The 15,025-nt window shown below is 72.7% G+C and carries 13 protein-coding genes; 1 reads left to right on the forward strand and 12 read right to left on the reverse strand.

Annotated features, from left to right (window positions below; all coding sequences use genetic code 11):
* From ABZ948_RS28985 to ABZ948_RS29015, 7 genes are all read right to left on the reverse strand, one after another.
* A complete protein-coding gene (locus tag ABZ948_RS28985) occupies window positions 1-189 on the reverse strand; it encodes a DUF6191 domain-containing protein (RefSeq protein WP_359764352.1) in 189 nt (62 codons plus the stop codon).
* Window positions 190-240: 51 nt separating this feature from the next.
* Entirely contained in the window at window positions 241-3,285 is a 3,045-nt protein-coding gene (locus ABZ948_RS28990) for a helix-turn-helix transcriptional regulator (RefSeq protein ID WP_359764353.1), read from the reverse strand.
* Window positions 3,286-3,629: 344 nt separating this feature from the next.
* On the reverse strand, window positions 3,630-3,815 hold the full coding sequence (locus ABZ948_RS28995; protein WP_359764355.1) for a hypothetical protein: 186 nt from the start codon (window positions 3,813-3,815) through the stop codon (window positions 3,630-3,632).
* A 197-nt stretch (window positions 3,816-4,012) separates the two neighbouring features.
* Window positions 4,013-4,555 carry a hypothetical protein gene (locus ABZ948_RS29000; RefSeq protein WP_359764357.1) on the reverse strand — a complete coding sequence of 181 codons (543 nt, stop codon included), beginning with the start codon at window positions 4,553-4,555 and terminating at the stop codon, window positions 4,013-4,015.
* Window positions 4,556-4,590: 35 nt separating this feature from the next.
* Window positions 4,591-5,163: a GNAT family N-acetyltransferase gene (locus tag ABZ948_RS29005; RefSeq protein ID WP_359764359.1), complete on the reverse strand. Its 573-nt coding sequence runs from the start codon at window positions 5,161-5,163 to the stop codon at window positions 4,591-4,593.
* Complete coding sequence (locus ABZ948_RS29010) at window positions 5,141-7,387, reverse strand: MMPL family transporter (protein ID WP_359764360.1); 2,247 nt, start codon at window positions 7,385-7,387, stop codon at window positions 5,141-5,143. The genes ABZ948_RS29005 and ABZ948_RS29010 overlap by 23 nt, the downstream gene beginning before the upstream one ends.
* 159 nt (window positions 7,388-7,546) lie before the next feature.
* On the reverse strand, window positions 7,547-7,954 hold the full coding sequence (locus tag ABZ948_RS29015) for a hypothetical protein (protein WP_359764362.1): 408 nt from the start codon (window positions 7,952-7,954) through the stop codon (window positions 7,547-7,549).
* Between the two features lie 191 nt (window positions 7,955-8,145).
* Here ABZ948_RS29015 and ABZ948_RS29020 point away from each other — a divergent pair, with 191 nt between their 5' ends.
* Complete coding sequence (locus tag ABZ948_RS29020) at window positions 8,146-8,949, forward strand: SAM-dependent methyltransferase (RefSeq protein WP_359764364.1); 804 nt, start codon at window positions 8,146-8,148, stop codon at window positions 8,947-8,949.
* 61 nt (window positions 8,950-9,010) lie between these two features.
* Here the strand turns inward: ABZ948_RS29020 and gatB are convergent, their stop codons facing one another.
* The 5 genes from gatB to ABZ948_RS29045 all read right to left on the reverse strand — a co-directional run bounded on the left by gatB (window position 9,011) and on the right by ABZ948_RS29045 (window position 14,995).
* The gene (gene gatB / locus ABZ948_RS29025) at window positions 9,011-10,525 is read right to left on the reverse strand and encodes an Asp-tRNA(Asn)/Glu-tRNA(Gln) amidotransferase subunit GatB (RefSeq protein WP_359764366.1); all 1,515 of its coding nucleotides are present in this window, start codon (window positions 10,523-10,525) and stop codon (window positions 9,011-9,013) included.
* Between the two features lie 16 nt (window positions 10,526-10,541).
* Complete coding sequence (locus tag ABZ948_RS29030) at window positions 10,542-10,781, reverse strand: hypothetical protein (RefSeq protein WP_019329755.1); 240 nt, start codon at window positions 10,779-10,781, stop codon at window positions 10,542-10,544.
* The gene (gene gatA, locus ABZ948_RS29035) at window positions 10,778-12,271 is read right to left on the reverse strand and encodes an Asp-tRNA(Asn)/Glu-tRNA(Gln) amidotransferase subunit GatA (protein WP_359764368.1); all 1,494 of its coding nucleotides are present in this window, start codon (window positions 12,269-12,271) and stop codon (window positions 10,778-10,780) included. The genes ABZ948_RS29030 and gatA overlap by 4 nt, the downstream gene beginning before the upstream one ends.
* 4 nt (window positions 12,272-12,275) lie before the next feature.
* Window positions 12,276-12,572, reverse strand: coding sequence for an Asp-tRNA(Asn)/Glu-tRNA(Gln) amidotransferase subunit GatC (gene gatC / locus ABZ948_RS29040; RefSeq protein WP_031117542.1), 297 nt, complete (start codon window positions 12,570-12,572; stop codon window positions 12,276-12,278).
* 146 nt (window positions 12,573-12,718) lie between these two features.
* A complete protein-coding gene (locus tag ABZ948_RS29045) occupies window positions 12,719-14,995 on the reverse strand; it encodes a putative bifunctional diguanylate cyclase/phosphodiesterase (protein WP_359764370.1) in 2,277 nt (758 codons plus the stop codon).
* Window positions 14,996-15,025: the final 30 nt, after the last annotated feature.

Here is a 15,025-nt window from a genome sequence, read left to right on the forward strand (position 1 = left end):
TCAGGAGTCCTCGGGGGCTCCCGGCTCCTCGTGCGGCGGGCGGACGACGACCTTCCCGGACGCCAGGTCTATCGGGCCGCGCCCGGGATCGGCGTCCCCGACGTCCTCCCGGGTCAGTTCCAGCCGCTTCTGCTCGTCGCGGGTGTGCTTGCGGCCGGGTGAGAACAGTTCCTCGAAGACGTTGAACAACGGAGCCTCCCTGGGCCGCGACAGCTCGCGACGTCCCTTCCAGCGTATGCCTCAGCCCGCCGGCCCGGACGTGAGCGATTCGGCCGGAAAAAGGCCCAGCCGGTGCGCCACCGCCGCCGCCTCGCCCCTGCCGGAGACGCCGAGCTTGGCGAGGATGTTGGAGACGTGCACGCTCGCCGTCTTCGGGGAGATGAACAGTTCCTCGGCTATCCGGCGGTTGGTGTGACCGGCGGCGACCAGGCGCAGCACGTCCCGTTCCCGGCTGGTGAGGCCGAGGGCCTCGGCGGGGTCGGCGGCGGCGAGGGCCGGTTCCGCCGTGGAGGTCTGCGGCAGGCGGGCGCGCCGGGCGAGCGCGGTGGCGGCGTCGGCGAGCGGCCGGGCACCGAGGTGGCGGGCGACGGCGTGGGCGAGGCGGAGCAGCTCCGCGGCGCGGTCGCGCTCGTCCTCGCCGCCTTCCGCGAGCAGGGACTCGGCCAGCCGGTACCGGACGCGGGCGAGGTCGTAGGGCCGCTCCAGGGATTCGAAGGCGGTGACCACCTCCGACCAGGTGCCCGGGGTGTTCCGGCCCTCCGCGCGCTGCAGTTCGGCGCGGACCCACCGCTCGTGGGCGAGCCAGACGGGGGCGTTCGTGGTGAGGCGCTTGACCACGTCGAAGAGGCGGTCCAGCACCTCCTCGCGGCCGTCGCGCGCGGCGGGCAGCGCGCGGGCGTCGGCCTCGGCGGTGGCCGCTTCGAGCAGCAGGGGCCAGGCGTAGCGCTGGGTGCCGGGCGGGAAGCCGGACTCCAGGGTGCGGGCCAGTTCGGCGCGGGCGTCGGCGAGGCGGCCCTCGGCGACGGCGACGGCGATCGTGAGGCAGGAGATCGGCAGGTCGTGCTGGGGCATCGGATCGTGCGGCCCGTAGGCGGCGCGGCCCTCGGCGAGATACCGGGCCGCCTCGGGGACCCGCCCGCGGGCGAGCGCGAGGAACGCCAGGCTGTTGGCGCCGGATCCGTGCGGGCCGGCCGTCTGCCCGCGCCGCTGGGCGTTGCCCGCGGCCTCGGCCGCGTCGTCCCAGCGGCCCAGGGAGATGAGGGATTCGGCGAGGTTGCTCCAGATCCAGGCCTCGGAGTCGCGCAGGCCCATCTTCTCCGTGAGCCGCAGGCCCTCGTGCAGGATGCCGACGGCCTCCTCGGAGCGGCCGACGCCTTCCAGGACGGAGGGCAGGTTGACATGGCTGCGGCCCACGACCGACACGAGCCCCCGGGCGACCACCTCGTCCCTGACCTCGTACATGTGCGTGAGCCCGGCCTCGATCTGCCCGGCGTCGACCATGAGGCCGCCGAGGGTGAGGCGGGCGTGGGACCGGATGTCGTCGGCGCCGACCATGCACGCGTACTCGACGGCCCGCTCGGCGGCCGTGAGGGCTTCGGGGCCGGGTTCGTGGAGCATCGACCAGTGGGCGGCCGTGGCGAGCACCTCGGCGTGCACCTCCGACGGGGGCAGTCCCCTGACCAGGTCCTGCGCGGTGGCGATCTCCTGCCAGCCGTCGCCGCGGGCGAGCCCCTGCACCAGCCGGGAGCGCTGGATCCAGAACCAGGCGGTGCGCTGCGGGTCGCCCGCGCCGTCCAGCAGGCGCAGCGCCCGCTTGGTGATCTTCAGGGCGCGTTCGCGCTCCCCACAGAGCCGTCCGGCGACGGCGGCCTCGGCCAGCAGGTCCAGGTGGCGCAGGGCGGTGGTCGCGGGGTCGCAGCCGCAGGGCGGGTAGGCCTCGGCGTAGTCGACGGGGCGCAGGGTCCGGCGTACGTCGTCGGGGGCGGCGTCCCACAGTTCCATCGCCCGCTCCAGCAGCCGCAGTTGCTCGGCGTAGGCGTGGCGGCGGCGGGCCTCGACGGCGGCGTCGAGGACGGCGGGCAGGGCCTTGGCGGCGTCGTGGGCGTGGAACCAGTAGCTGGCCAGACGGGTCGCCCGCTGGTCGGCGGGGACGAGCGTCGGGTCGGCCTCCAGCGCCTCGGCGCAACGGCGGTTGAGGCGGGAGCGCTCGCCGGGGAGCAGGTCGTCGCTGACGGCCTCGCGGACCAGGGAGTGGCGGAAGCGGTAGCCGTCGCCGCCGGGCGCGGGGGTGAGGATGCCGGCGTTCACGGCGGACCGCAGCGCCTCGATGAGGTCGTCCTCGGCGAGCCCGGCGACGGCGGCCAGCAGCCGGTGCTCGACGGTGGAGCCGCCCTCGGCGACGATCCGGGCGACCTGCTGGGCGGTCTCCGGCAGCCCCTCCACGCGGACGAGGAGCAGGTCGCGCAGGGAGTCGGTCAGGCCCGTGCGGCAGCCCTCGCCGGCGGCGACGGCGAGTTCCTCGACGAAGAAGGCGTTGCCGTCGGAGCGTTCGAAGATCGCGTCGACCTGGTCCGGGTCGGGTTCGTGGGCGAGGATGCCGGCGACCTGGCGGCCCACCTCCTCGCGGGTGAAGCGGGCGAGTTCGAGGCGGCGGATCGTACGGAGCCGGTCGAGTTCGGCGAGCAGGGGCCTGAGGGGGTGGCGGCGGTGGATGTCGTCGGAGCGGTAGGTGCCGAGGACGACGAGGCGGCCGGTGCGCAGGGTGCGGACGAGGTAGGAGAGCAGGTGGCGGGTGGAGGCGTCGGCCCAGTGCAGGTCTTCCAGGGCGAGGACGACGGTGTGCTCGGCGGCGACGCGCTCCAGCAGGCGGGCGGTGAGCTCGAAGAGGCGGGCCATGCCGTGTTCGTCGTGCCACCCGGTGCCGGAGTCGCCCAGCTCGGGCAGGAGCCGGGCCAGTTCCTCCTCCTGGCCGGCGGCCGCGGCGGCCAGTTCGCCGGGGAGTTCGCGGCGCAGTGTGCGCAGGGCGGTGGAGAAGGGGGCGAAGGGCAGTCCGTCGGCGCCGATCTCCACGCAGCCGCCCAGTGCGACCACGGCTCCCCGGCGGCGGGCGGCGGCGGCGAACTCCTCGACCAGGCGGGTCTTGCCGACTCCGGCCTCGCCGCCGATGAGCAGCGCCTGCGGTTCTCCCCCGCAGGAGCGCACGAGGGCGTCGCTCAGCGTGCCCAACTCCTCGGCACGGCCGACGAACACGGGGCTGACGGACCTGGTTTCCACGGCCCCGAGCATCGCATGCGTCTCTGACAGCGCGGCACCGGTTTTCCCGAGACGGCCGGTCGGAGCACCGGCGGCCGGAACCGTACGCCCGGCCAGGGCACCGTCGGCGGGCCCGGTACGCACGGCCGCGGTGCCGGCCGCGGTCGGCTTGGGTGCGGCCACGCCGCCGGCCGCGGTCGTCCTGGGCCCGGCCGCGGTACCGGCGGCCGAAGCCGTGGGGATCGCCGCGGCGCCGGCCGCCGTCCCGGTACGGGCACCCGCGGCAGCGGGCACCGCCCCGGTACGGGCAGCCGCGGTACCGTCCGGTCCCGTCCCGGTACGGGCAGCCGCCGTATCGTCCGGCCCCGCCCCGGGTCTCATGCTGCCCGGGCGAACCTGGGCCTGCGGAAGCGGCGGCTATGGCTCTCGTGCTCGGCGGAGCCGTGGCCGGCCGCACCGCGGGCGCCGCGGCGGGCCCGGGTGGCCTCGCGGACGAGGCGCTCGTGCTCGGCCCGGCGGATCAGGTCGGCGGTGCGCATCTGCTGGAGCTCGTATTCATACATGGCGTGTCCTTGGTGAGAGGCCGGTCGCGGAGGGGCTTCTCCGCGATGTCTCCACCTTCGTCTCCCAGGGGGGTCGGCCACATCGGGAGAGTTCCGCATCTTGGGAGGTGCGCGGGGCCTTAGACACGCGTGAGGGGCCTCAGGACCTCCGTAAGGTGCTCACGGAAGGCCTAAGACCCCTCAGGACCTGCGCCGACTCAGCTCGCGGACGGCAGTCCGAGCAGGACGCCGGTGTACTTCAGGACGGCCAGGAACAGGCCGATGACGCCGAGCGCGACACCCGCCCAGGCGACGGACTTGATCCAGGGGGCCTGGATCCTGCCGGGCGTGCCGAAGGCGGGCCGGGCCAGCACCACGACGCCGACGACCAGGGCGATCAGGGCGAACAGGCCGCCCCACAGGGCCGTGGTCTGCCAGGCGTCGCCGTAGACCGCCTGGATCTGCTTGGCCACGCTCGCGTTCTGCGCGGTCTCCAGCTGGCCGATGAGGTTCTGCCGCGCGGCGGCGACCGTCCCCAGCCAGCTGCCGGTGAGCGAGACGACGCCCAGCGCGGCGGAGACCACGGCTCCGGCGCCCTGGCCGACGCCGTAGGAGTTCTCCTCCTTGGCCGTCGCCTCGGTCTCCGGGACCGCGGCCGGGGCCTCGGTCCGGGGCGCCTCGTCGGACTTGGTGGTGTCCACCGCCTTCTCGTCGGTCGTGGCCTCGGTGGCCTCGGTCTCGTCCACTGCGTTCGTTGCCATGTCTCGCACCGTAGGGTCGCTGTCTGAGAAGTCTCTTAATGATCGTTGTGAGCGGCACGCGCGCGTGCCTCACGCCACTCGGGCGCCAGCACGGACCAGACTTCGAGATCGTGCCGTAGGCCACCGTAGTGGTGGGCCTCGCGCCGCACACCGTCGCGGGTCATGCCGAGCCGCCGCGCCACGTTCAGGCTCGGCTGGTTGCCCGAGGCGGCGACCCACTCGACGCGGTGGATGCCGCGCTGCTCGACCGCCCAGTCGATCAGCACCCGCATCGCCCGTGTGACCAGGCCCCGGCCGGTCCCGGCGGGCTCCAGCCAGCAGCCGACCTCGCAGGTTCCGTTCGCCGCGTCGAAGTTCAGGAAGAGCACCCCGCCCACGAGCGTGCCGTCCAGCCACAGCCCGTGCAGGGAGCCCGTGTCGGCGGCCCGCATGTCGGCGTACAGCTGGAGCTTCGCGCGGGCCGAGAGCAGGTCGGTCTCGGTCGTCCCGAACGGGATGTACCGCCCGATGAACTCCCGGCCCCGCTCCAGGTGCGCCAGGAACTCCCCGGCGTGCCAGGGCTCCAGGGGTCGCAGTTCGGCGTCGTCACCCAGGGATATCGCGTACATCCCGCTGCCGCTCCTCCTCCGCCAGGACGTCCGCCACCTCGGCGTCCGTCGCGGCGGCCAGCCTCTCATGGGCGGCACGGCTCTCGGGCGGTTCGATGCTGATGCGCGGCATGCGCTTGTCGAGCCAGCGGGGCAGCCACCAGTTGGCGCCGCCGAGCAGGTGCATCAGGGCGGGGACGAGGAGCGTGCGCAGGACGAAGGCGTCCAGGGCGACGGCCGCCGCGAGGGCGATGCCGAACATGGCGATCACGCGGTCGCCGCTGAGCACGAAGGCGAGGAAGACGGAGATCATGATGACCGCGGCCGAGTTGATCACCCGGCTGGTCTCGGCGAGGCCGACCCGGACGGCCCGCCGGTTGTCGCCGGTCTCCAGCCACTCCTCGTACATCCGGCTGACCAGGAAGACCTGGTAGTCCATGGAGAGGCCGAAGAGTACCGACACCATGATCACGGGCAGGAAGGGCTCGATCGGTCCCGCGCTGCCGAGGCCGAGCAGTTCGCTGCCCCAGCCCCACTGGAAGATCGCGACCACCACCCCGAAGGCGGAGGCCACGGCGGCGACGTTCATCGCGGCGGCCTTCAGGGGGATGCCGATGGACCGGAAGGCGAGCAGGAGCAGCAGACAGCCCAGGCCGATCACGACCCCGACGAAGACGGGCAGCTTGGAGACGATGACGTCGGCGAAGTCGTCGTAGCCCGCCGTCACCCCGCCGACCTGCACGTCGAGGGAGGTGCCCGCCTCGGCGCGGGGCAGCACCTCGTCGCGCAGCCGGTCGACGAGGTCGCTGGTCTGCTTCGACTGCGGGGAGGACTCCGGCACGACGGTCAGGTACGCGGTGTGGCCGCCGGAGTCGAACGTCACGGGGGTCACCGAGGCGACGCCGTCCGTGGCGCGGAGCGTGCCGTCCAGGTTGTCCAGGGCGAGCTTGTCCTCGGCCCCGTCGACCTTCGTGACGAGGGTGAGCGGGCCGTTGACTCCGGGCCCGAAGCCGTCGGCGAGCAGGTCGTAGGCCTGGCGCGTGGTGGCCGTCCTGGGGTCGTTGCCCTGGTCGGAGGTGCCGAGGTGCAGGGAGAGCGTGGGCAGCGCGAGGACGGCCATGACGGCCAGGGCGACCACGCCGAGCACCTTGGGGTGGCGCTCCACGAAGGCCGACCAGCGGGCGGCGAAGCCGGTGGGCAGCTCGGGCTCGGGCCCGTGCTCCGCCAGCCGGCGGCGCTCGCGGCGGCTGAGCGCGCGCATGCCGATGAAGGACAGCAGGGCGGGCAGCAGGGTCACGGAGGCCGCGACCGTCAGGATCACGGTGAGCGAGGCGGCGATCGCCACGCCGTTGAGGAAGCCGAGCCGCAGGATCAGCATGCCGAGCAGGGCGATGCAAACGGTGGCACCCGCGAAGACGACCGCCCGTCCCGTGGTCGCGACGGCGTTGGTGGCCGCCTCGGTGACGGACAGCCCGCGTTTGAGGCCGCGCCGGTGTCTGGTCACGATGAACAGCGCGTAGTCGATGCCGACGCCGAGCCCGATCAGCATGCCGAGCATGGGCGCGAAGTCGGCGACCGTCATGGCGTGCCCGAGGAGCACGATCCCGGCGTAGGCGGTGCCGACGCCGACCAGGGCGGTGGCGATGGGCAGCAGGGAGGCGGCGAGCGAGCCGAAGGCGAGGAACAGCACGACCGCCGCGACGGCCACGCCGACGATCTCCGCGAGGTGCCCGCCGGAGGACTGGGTCAGCCCGACGGCGCTGCCGCCGAGCTCCACCTGGAGGCCGTCGGTCTCGGCGCTCTTCGCGGTGTCGACGACGGCCTGCGCCTCGCCCTTGTCGATGTCCTGGGCCTGGTCGTCGAAGGTGACCGTGGCGTAGGCGGTCCGGCCGTCCTCGCTGACGCGGCCCGTGCCCGGACCGTCGTAGGGGCTGGTCACGGAGGCGACGCCGGGCAGGTTCGCGATGCGGTCCAGGGTGCGGGTCATCGTCTGCTCGACGTCGGCGGCGCGGACGCTCCCGGACGTGGTGTGCCAGACGACGGTGTCGCTGTCGCCGCCGAGCTGCGGGAAACCCTCGTGCAGCAGTTCGGTGGCGCGGCCGGATTCCGTCCCGGGGACCTTGTAGTCGTTCGAGTACGTGGTGCCGGCGACGGCGGCGCCCGCGGTGACCCCCGCGAAGGCGAGGAGCCAGAGCAGAACGGTGACCAGACGGCGTTGGACACACCAGCGTGCGAGGGCTGCCACGAAACGTGCTCCCAGAGTTACTTTTGGTGGATCTTTGACCGGGAGCAGTCGTCCATGAACTGAACAGCCCGCAAAGAACGCATGAGCAATGCGAAAATCACTCTTGCAGGCTCTGGAGATCATTTGTCGGTTTCGTGGGCTTCTTCACAGCGGCCGCACTCAGTCGAACTGGTCCCCCAGCGCCATCACCATCACCCCGGCGATCAACAGCCACAGGGCCCGCCGGGTGCGGCCCCGGGAGCCCAGTACGGCGGCGCCGGCGCACACCGCGGCGCCGGTGGCGTACGCCGCCGGGACCAGCGCGGGTGCGGAGCGGGTGAGACGGAGCAGGGCCGCGGCCAGGCCGGCCACGGTCAGCGCGGCACCGGTGCCCACCGCCGTCCAGCGGGCCCTGCGGGCGTCCTCCAGCGGATCACCGGCATCGTCCGGCTCGTCTTCGTCCCGGTCGTCGTCCAGGTCGTCGTCGAGATCGTCGTCCCGGTCATCGTCCAGGTCGTCGTCCTGCGCGGCGGTCGCCTCCGAGTCCGCTATCTCTGGATCGGTGTCGGAATCAGTGCGTCCACTCATGGCCGAGACGGTAGCGCGTCGGTGCGGAAAAACCGGGTGCGGGGCCGAGGGGCCGGCTGTTAGCGTCCGCTGGTCCGAGGAATGTCCGCGGCGTCTCGCCGCCCGGCCGAAGCAGGTGCATTGTTTGACGGTCCGTCCGAGCTCCGACGCATCCCCTTTCTCCCTCAAGGACTCAAGGAGCCCGTTCACCGATGTCGGACATCACTTCCCGGACCTCGAACATCCCCCTCGCTGACCGTGTGAGCCACCCCGGCTACCCGCGCAGCAACGGCTACGACGCCCGCTGGACCGTCGAGAACCAGATGGGCCCGCACGCGCTGTGGCTGCTGGAGTGGCTGGCCCCCGCCCTGGGGCTCGACACCCTGAGCCCCGGTTCCCGCGTGCTCGACCTGGGCTGCGGCCGCGCCATGACGTCGATCTTCCTGGCCAAGGAGTACGACGTCCAGGTCACCGCCGCCGACCTGTGGGTCAAGCCCGACGAGAACGCCGGGCGCATCGCCGAGGCGGGCGTCGCCGACCGCGTCCTGCCCGTGTTCGCCGAGGCGCACGACCTGCCGTTCGGCGAGAACGGCTTCGACGCGATCGTCTCCGTCGACGCCTACCACTACTTCGGCACCGACGACCTGTATCTGCCCACGCTGACCCGGCTGCTGAAGCCGGGCGGGCGGATCGGCGTCGTCGTACCGGCACTGCGTGAGGAGATCGACGGCGCCGAGCCGCCGGAGCACCTCAAGCCGTACTGGGAGCCCGGGTTCTGGTCCTTCCACACCGCCGCCTGGTGGCGCCGCCACTGGACCCGCAGCGGGGTCGTGGAGGTCGAGACCGCGGACTGGCTGGAGGACGGCTGGCGCGACTGGCTGCGCTGGTGCGAGGTCGTCGCCGAGGAGCACACGGACGAGTTCCACATCCGGATGGCCGGCCACTGCGCCGAGATGCTCCGTGCCGACCAGGGCGGCACGCTGGGCTTCGTCCGGGTCGTGGGGCGTCGCCACTGAGTGAATGACGAGGGGGACGCACCGACTCCAGTGCGTCCCCCCTCTGTCGGGTCCGCGGGGATCAGCCCTCGCTGACGCCCAGCTTCTGAAGGATCAGCTCCTTGACGCGCGCCGCGTCGGCCTGGCCCCGGGTCGCCTTCATGACCGCGCCGACCAGGGCGCCGGCCGCGGCCACCTTGCCGCCGCGGATCTTGTCCGCGACGCCCGGGTTGCCGGCGATGGCCTCGTCGACGGCCGCCGTCAGCGCGCCCTCGTCGGAGACGACCTTCAGACCGCGCTTGTCGACGACCTCGTCCGGGGTGCCTTCGCCCGCGAGGACGCCCTCGATGACCTGCCGGGCCAGCTTGTCGTTCAGGTCGCCCTTCGTGACGAGCTCGGTGACCCGGGCCACCTGCGCCGGCGTGATCGCCAGCTCGTCGAGGGCCTTGCCCGACTCGTTGGCGCTGCGGGCCAGCTCGCCCATCCACCACTTGCGGGCGGAGGCGGCGTCCGCCCCGGCCTCGATCGTGGCGACGATCGGCTCCAGCGCACCGGCGTTGAGGATCGCCTGCATGTCGGTGGCCGAAACGCCCCACTCCTCGCGGAGCCGGTTGCGGCGGACCAGCGGCAGCTCGGGCAGACCGGCGCGGATCTCCTCGACCCACTCGCGGGACGGGGCCACCGGGACGAGGTCGGGCTCCGGGAAGTACCGGTAGTCCTCGGCCTCCTCCTTCACACGGCCCGAGGTCGTCGACCCCGTGTCCTCGTGGAAGTGCCGGGTCTCCTGGATGATCGTGCCGCCGGACGACAGCACGGCCGCGTGCCGCTGGATCTCGAAGCGGGCCGCGCGCTCCACCGAGCGGAGCGAGTTGACGTTCTTCGTCTCCGAGCGGGTGCCGAACTTCTCGGTGCCGTTCGGGCGCAGCGACAGGTTCACGTCGCAGCGCATCTGGCCCATCTCCATGCGGGCCTCGGAGACGCCGAGCGCCTTGATGAGCTCGCGCAGCTCACGGACGTAGGCCCGGGCGACCTCGGGGGCACGCTCACCGGCGCCCTCGATCGGCTTGGTGACGATCTCGATGAGCGGGATGCCGGCGCGGTTGTAGTCCAGCAGGGAGTGGGACGCGCCGTGGATACGGCCGGTGGCGCCGCCGACGTGCGTCGACTTGCCGGTGTCCTCCTCCATGTGGGCGCGCTCGATCTCCACGCGGAAGGTCTCGCCGTCCTCCAGCTGCACGTCGAGGTAGCCGTTGAAGGCGATCGGCTCGTCGTACTGGGAGGTCTGGAAGTTCTTCGGCATGTCCGGATAGAAGTAGTTCTTCCGGGCGAAGCGGCACCACTCGGCGATCTCGCAGTTCAGCGCGAGGCCGATCTTGATGGCGGACTCGACGCCGGTCGCGTTGACGACCGGGAGCGCGCCGGGCAGGCCGAGGCAGACCGGGCAGGTCTGCGTGTTGGCCTCCTGGCCGAGGGCGGTCGAGCAGCCGCAGAACATCTTGGTCTTGGTGCCGAGTTCGACATGGACTTCGAGGCCCATGACGGGGTCGTACGACGCGAGTGCGTCCTCGTACGACACCAGGTCGGTCGTGGTGGTCACGGTGAGTACTTCCCTCTCAGCCCAGCAGGACGTCGTCGTCGCCCAGCCGCTTCAGCTCGCGGTAGAGGATGGCCAGGTTGGTGACGACCGCGGCGCCGGTCACGACGGCGTCGAGCAGCCGCAGCGTGTCGTTGTCTCCGCGGGCCTTCTTGATCTGCTTGTAGACACCGACGGCGCCGAACGCCGACGTGGCCATCGAGACGTACAGACCGGACTTGGACTTCTTGAAGCCCTTGGCCTTGGACAGTGCGCTCACAGCGACGGAGCCTCCTCGATCAGCGGGTGGCCCCACTTTTCCACGAAGGCCGCCTCGACGGCTGCTCCCACCTTGTACAGGCGGTCGTCCTTCATGACGGGGGCGATGATCTGCAGGCCGACCGGGAGGTTGTCCTCCGGGGCGAGACCGCACGGCAGCGACATGGCCGCGTTGCCCGCCAGGTTGGTCGGGATGGTGCACAGGTCGGCGAGGTACATCGCCATCGGGTCGTCGGCGCGCTCGCCGATCGCGAAGGCCGTGGTCGGGGTCGTCGGGGAGACGATCACGTCGACCTGCTCGAACGCCTTGTCGAAGTCCTGCTTGATGAGCGTGCGGACCTTCTGGGCGCTGCCGTAGTACGCGTCGTAGTATCCGGAGCTGAGCGCGTACGTGCCGAGCATGATGCGGCGCTTGACCTCGGGGCCGAAGCCGGCCTCACGGGTGAGGGAGGTGACCTCCTCGGCGGAGTGCGTGCCGTCGTCGCCGGTCCGCAGGCCGTAGCGCAGGCCGTCGAAGCGGGCGAGGTTGGAGGAGCACTCGGACGGCGCGATCAGGTAGTACGCCGACAGCGCCAGGTCGAAGGACGGGCAGTCCAGCTCGACGATCTCGGCGCCCAGTTCCTTCAGCAGCGCGACGGACTCGTCGAAGCGCTGGATGACGCCGGCCTGGTAGCCCTCGCCGCGGAACTGCTTGACGACGCCGACGCGCATGCCCTCGACGCTGCCGTTGCGGGCGGCCTCGACGACCGGCGGGACGGGCTCGTCGATGGAGGTGGAGTCGAGCGGGTCGTGCCCGGCGATGACCTCGTGCAGCAGCGCCGCGTCCAGGACCGTGCGGGCGCAGGGCCCGCCCTGGTCGAGTGAGCTGGAGAAGGCGACCATGCCGTACCGCGAGACGGCACCGTACGTCGGCTTCACGCCGACCGTGCCGGTGACGGCGGCCGGCTGGCGGATGGAGCCGCCGGTGTCGGTGCCGATGGCGAGCGGGGCCTGGAAGGAGGCGAGCGCGGCGGAGGAGCCACCGCCGGAACCGCCGGGGATCTTCGTGAGGTCCCAGGGGTTGCCGGTCGGGCCGTAGGCGCTGTTCTCGGTGGAGGACCCCATGGCGAACTCGTCCATGTTGGTCTTGCCGAGGATGACGACGTCGGCGGCCTTCAGCTTCTGGGTGACCGTGGCGTCGTACGGCGGGATCCAGCCCTCGAGGATCTTCGAGCCGACGGTCGTGGGCACGCCCTCGGTGGTGAAGATGTCCTTCAGCGCGAGGGGGACGCCGGCGAGGGGGCCGAGCTTCTCGCCCCGCTCGCGCTTCTCGTCGACGGCGCGGGCCTGGGCGAGGGCGCCCTCGCGGTCGACGTGCAGGAAGGCGTGCACCTTCTCGTCGACGGCCTCGATGCGGGCGAGGTGGGCCTCGGTGACCTCGACGGCCGTGAGCTCGCCGGAGGCGATCTTCGCGGCGGTCTCGGCGGCGGTGAGCTTGATGATGTCCGTCACGGTCTTAGTCCTCCCCCAGGATCTGCGGCACCTTGAAACGCTGCTGCTCCTGGGCCGGGGCGCCGGAGAGCGCCTGCTCGGGGGTGAGCGAGGGACGGACCTCGTCCGGGCGCATGACGTTCGTCAGCGGGAGCGGGTGCGAGGTCGGCGGTACGTCTTGGTCGGCGACCTCGCTGACGCGGGCCACCGCGCCGATGATGTCGTCCAGCTGGCCTGCGAAGTGGTCGAGCTCTTCGGGCTTCAGCTCCAGACGCGCCAGCCGGGCGAGGTGGGCGACCTCCTCGCGCGTGATGCCAGGCATGCAGCGATCCTCTGGGGTGAGTGAATGTGGTTTGGCCCAATCCTATGGGGCGGGAGGGCGTGCCCGTGAAACGGTTTGCCGGACCTTCGCGCCCCGGCCCCGCCAGGGCGCGTCAGGTGCCGGTGACCGGCCGGCCGTGCCGGTGACTAGCCGACCCGGCCCGAGTCGTCCGCCGCGGCCGCCGGCAGGGCGGCCCGGGGGCGCTGCCAGCCGCGGGAGCCGCGGGCGCGGAGCCAGGCCGTGGTCTCGTCGGGCGGCATGGCCGCGGCGACCAGCCAGCCCTGCACGGCGTCGCAGCCGAGGTCGCGCAGGCGCTCCCAGGTCTCGTCGTCCTCGACGCCCTCGGCGACGACGAGCAGGCCGAGGGAGTGTGCCAGGTCGACCGTGCAGCGCACGATCTCCGCGTCCTCGGTGTCGACCGCCAGCCGGGCCACGAACGAACGGTCGATCTTCAGCTCGCTGACCGGGAGCCGGCGCAGGTGCACGAGCGAGGAGTAGCCCGTGCCGAAGTCGTCCAGGGACATCTTCACGCCGTGCCCGGTCAGCCCGTTGAGGGTGTCGGCGGCGCGCTGCGGGTCCTCCAGCAGGACGTGTTCCGTTATCTCCAGTTGGAGCGCTCCCGCGGGCACGCCGTGCCGGGCCAGCCGGGCGGCGACCGAACCGGCGAAGCCGGGGGTGTGCACATCGCGCGGCGAGACGTTCACCGCGACCGGCACGAACAGGCCCTGGGCGCGCCAGCGGGCCACCTGGCCGAGCGCGGTCTCCAGGACGTACTCGGTGAGGTGGGGCATCAGGCCCGAGGACTCGGCGATCGCTATGAACTCGTCCGGCGGCACCTTGCCCCGCTCGGGGTGCACCCAGCGGACCAGGGCCTCCAGGCCGGCGACCTGTCCGTCGAAGCGGACCTTGGGCTGGTAGTGCAGATGCACTTCGTGGGCGTCGAGGGCGCGGCGCAGATCGCCGAGCAGACCGAGCCGGTCCGGGGTGTTGGAGTCGCGCTTGGACTCGTACACCTCCACCCCCGTGCGGTCCCGCTTGGCCTGGTACATCGCCACGTCGGCCCGCCGCAGCAGCCCTTCGGCGTCCAGGGCGTGGTCGGGGAAGACGGCGACTCCGGCGCTGGCCTCCAGGACCAGTGTGAGGCCGTCGAGGTCGAGCGGGGAGCTGAGCGCGGAGACCAGGTTGCGGGCGACCCGGGTCGCGGACGTCGTGGAGTCGGCGACCGGCAGTAAGACGGCGAACTCGTCCCCGCCGAGCCGGGCGGCCTCCGCCCCGCGCGGGAGCGCCACCCGCAGCCGGTCGGCGATCTGCAGCAGCAGCCGGTCACCGGCCAGGTGTCCGAGGGTGTCGTTGACCGAGCGGAACCGGTCCAGGTCGATCAGCATCAGGGCGGCGCGGGCGTCGATGCGCTCCGCGTCGTCCAGCGCGGTCCAGATGCGCTCCAGCAGCCACTGCCGGTTGGGGAGCCCGGTCAGCGGGTCGCGCAGCTGCTCCTCCGCCCGGGCCCGGGCTATCCACAGGGTGGAGTCCAGGGCGATGAGGGGGATGGAGAACAGCGGCAGCAGGATCGGCTTGGCCACGGCCACCACGCACACCAGCGGCGCGATCCCGAGCAGCGCGACCGCGACCAGGCCCTGTCTGACCAGGGCGGTGCGGGCGACGGTGGGCAGGCCGGGGCGGGGGGCGTGCAGGTACCACAGCAGGACGCGCGTGACCGACAGGTAGGCGGCGGCGACCAGGGCCACCTCGGGGGCCGTGCCGAGCGTCCAGGCGCCGGGCTCCGCGGGGGACTCGACGGACGGCACGGTCCCGAAGACGCCGAGCACGAGGGCGCCGGCGCCGATGCCGAGGAGGTCGACCGATCCGTGCAGCACGCCCTGGCGCCAGCGGTTGCGGCGGGCTATGCCGACGAGCACGACGACCGTGAGGCTGACCATGCCGGCCGGGACCCAGCCGTAGAGCAGCAGCACGGCGAGGGTGAGGGCGGCGCCCGAGCCGGTGCCGCCCCACCAGCGGGAGCGGCCCAGCATGACGAGGTGGCCGACGATGATGCCGGTCAGCACGGCCAGCGCCCAGCCGGCCGTGCCCGACGGGAAGAGCGCGTGGTCGCCGGTGAAGGCGCGGTAGAAGCCGGCGCCCAGGACGAATCCGGCCGCCGCGACGACCGCCGCGGGCAGCGCGGGCCAGGACAGGTGCCGTTCCGTCTCCGCGTCCTCGCCGGCCAGGCCGGGGGTGTGCTCGGTGACGGGCTGCGCGGCGCGCCCCCCGGCGGCGCGTCCGTCCGCGGTGTACTGTCCGACGGCGCGCGCCTCCGCGCCCGGACGCCCCGCCGGCCGACCGGCCCCACGGACTGCGCGCCATGCGACCGCCATGCGGCGCAGGCGCAGCCGTGAGCCCGGCACGGCGCTCTCGGTCGGTTCCATTCCCGTCCCTCTCACAGCCGGCGGTGCCCA

Source organism: Streptomyces olindensis (genome assembly GCF_040645895.1).
In the GTDB taxonomy this organism is placed as follows: domain Bacteria; phylum Actinomycetota; class Actinomycetes; order Streptomycetales; family Streptomycetaceae; genus Streptomyces; species Streptomyces olindensis.

Excerpts from the sequence above, each read along its gene's own strand:
- ABZ948_RS28990 (WP_359764353.1), bottom strand. The coding sequence starts at position 3,285 with ATGCTCGGGGCCGTGGAAACCAGGTCCGTCAGCCCCGTGTTCGTCGGC.
- ABZ948_RS28995 (WP_359764355.1), bottom strand. The coding sequence starts at position 3,815 with ATGTATGAATACGAGCTCCAGCAGATGCGCACCGCCGACCTGATCCGC.
- ABZ948_RS29000 (WP_359764357.1), bottom strand. The coding sequence starts at position 4,555 with ATGGCAACGAACGCAGTGGACGAGACCGAGGCCACCGAGGCCACGACC.
- ABZ948_RS29005 (WP_359764359.1), bottom strand. The coding sequence starts at position 5,163 with ATGTACGCGATATCCCTGGGTGACGACGCCGAACTGCGACCCCTGGAG.
- ABZ948_RS29015 (WP_359764362.1), bottom strand. The coding sequence starts at position 7,954 with ATGAGTGGACGCACTGATTCCGACACCGATCCAGAGATAGCGGACTCG.
- ABZ948_RS29020 (WP_359764364.1), top strand. The coding sequence starts at position 8,146 with ATGTCGGACATCACTTCCCGGACCTCGAACATCCCCCTCGCTGACCGT.
- gatC (WP_031117542.1), bottom strand. The coding sequence starts at position 12,572 with ATGCCTGGCATCACGCGCGAGGAGGTCGCCCACCTCGCCCGGCTGGCG.
- ABZ948_RS29045 (WP_359764370.1), bottom strand. The coding sequence starts at position 14,995 with ATGGAACCGACCGAGAGCGCCGTGCCGGGCTCACGGCTGCGCCTGCGC.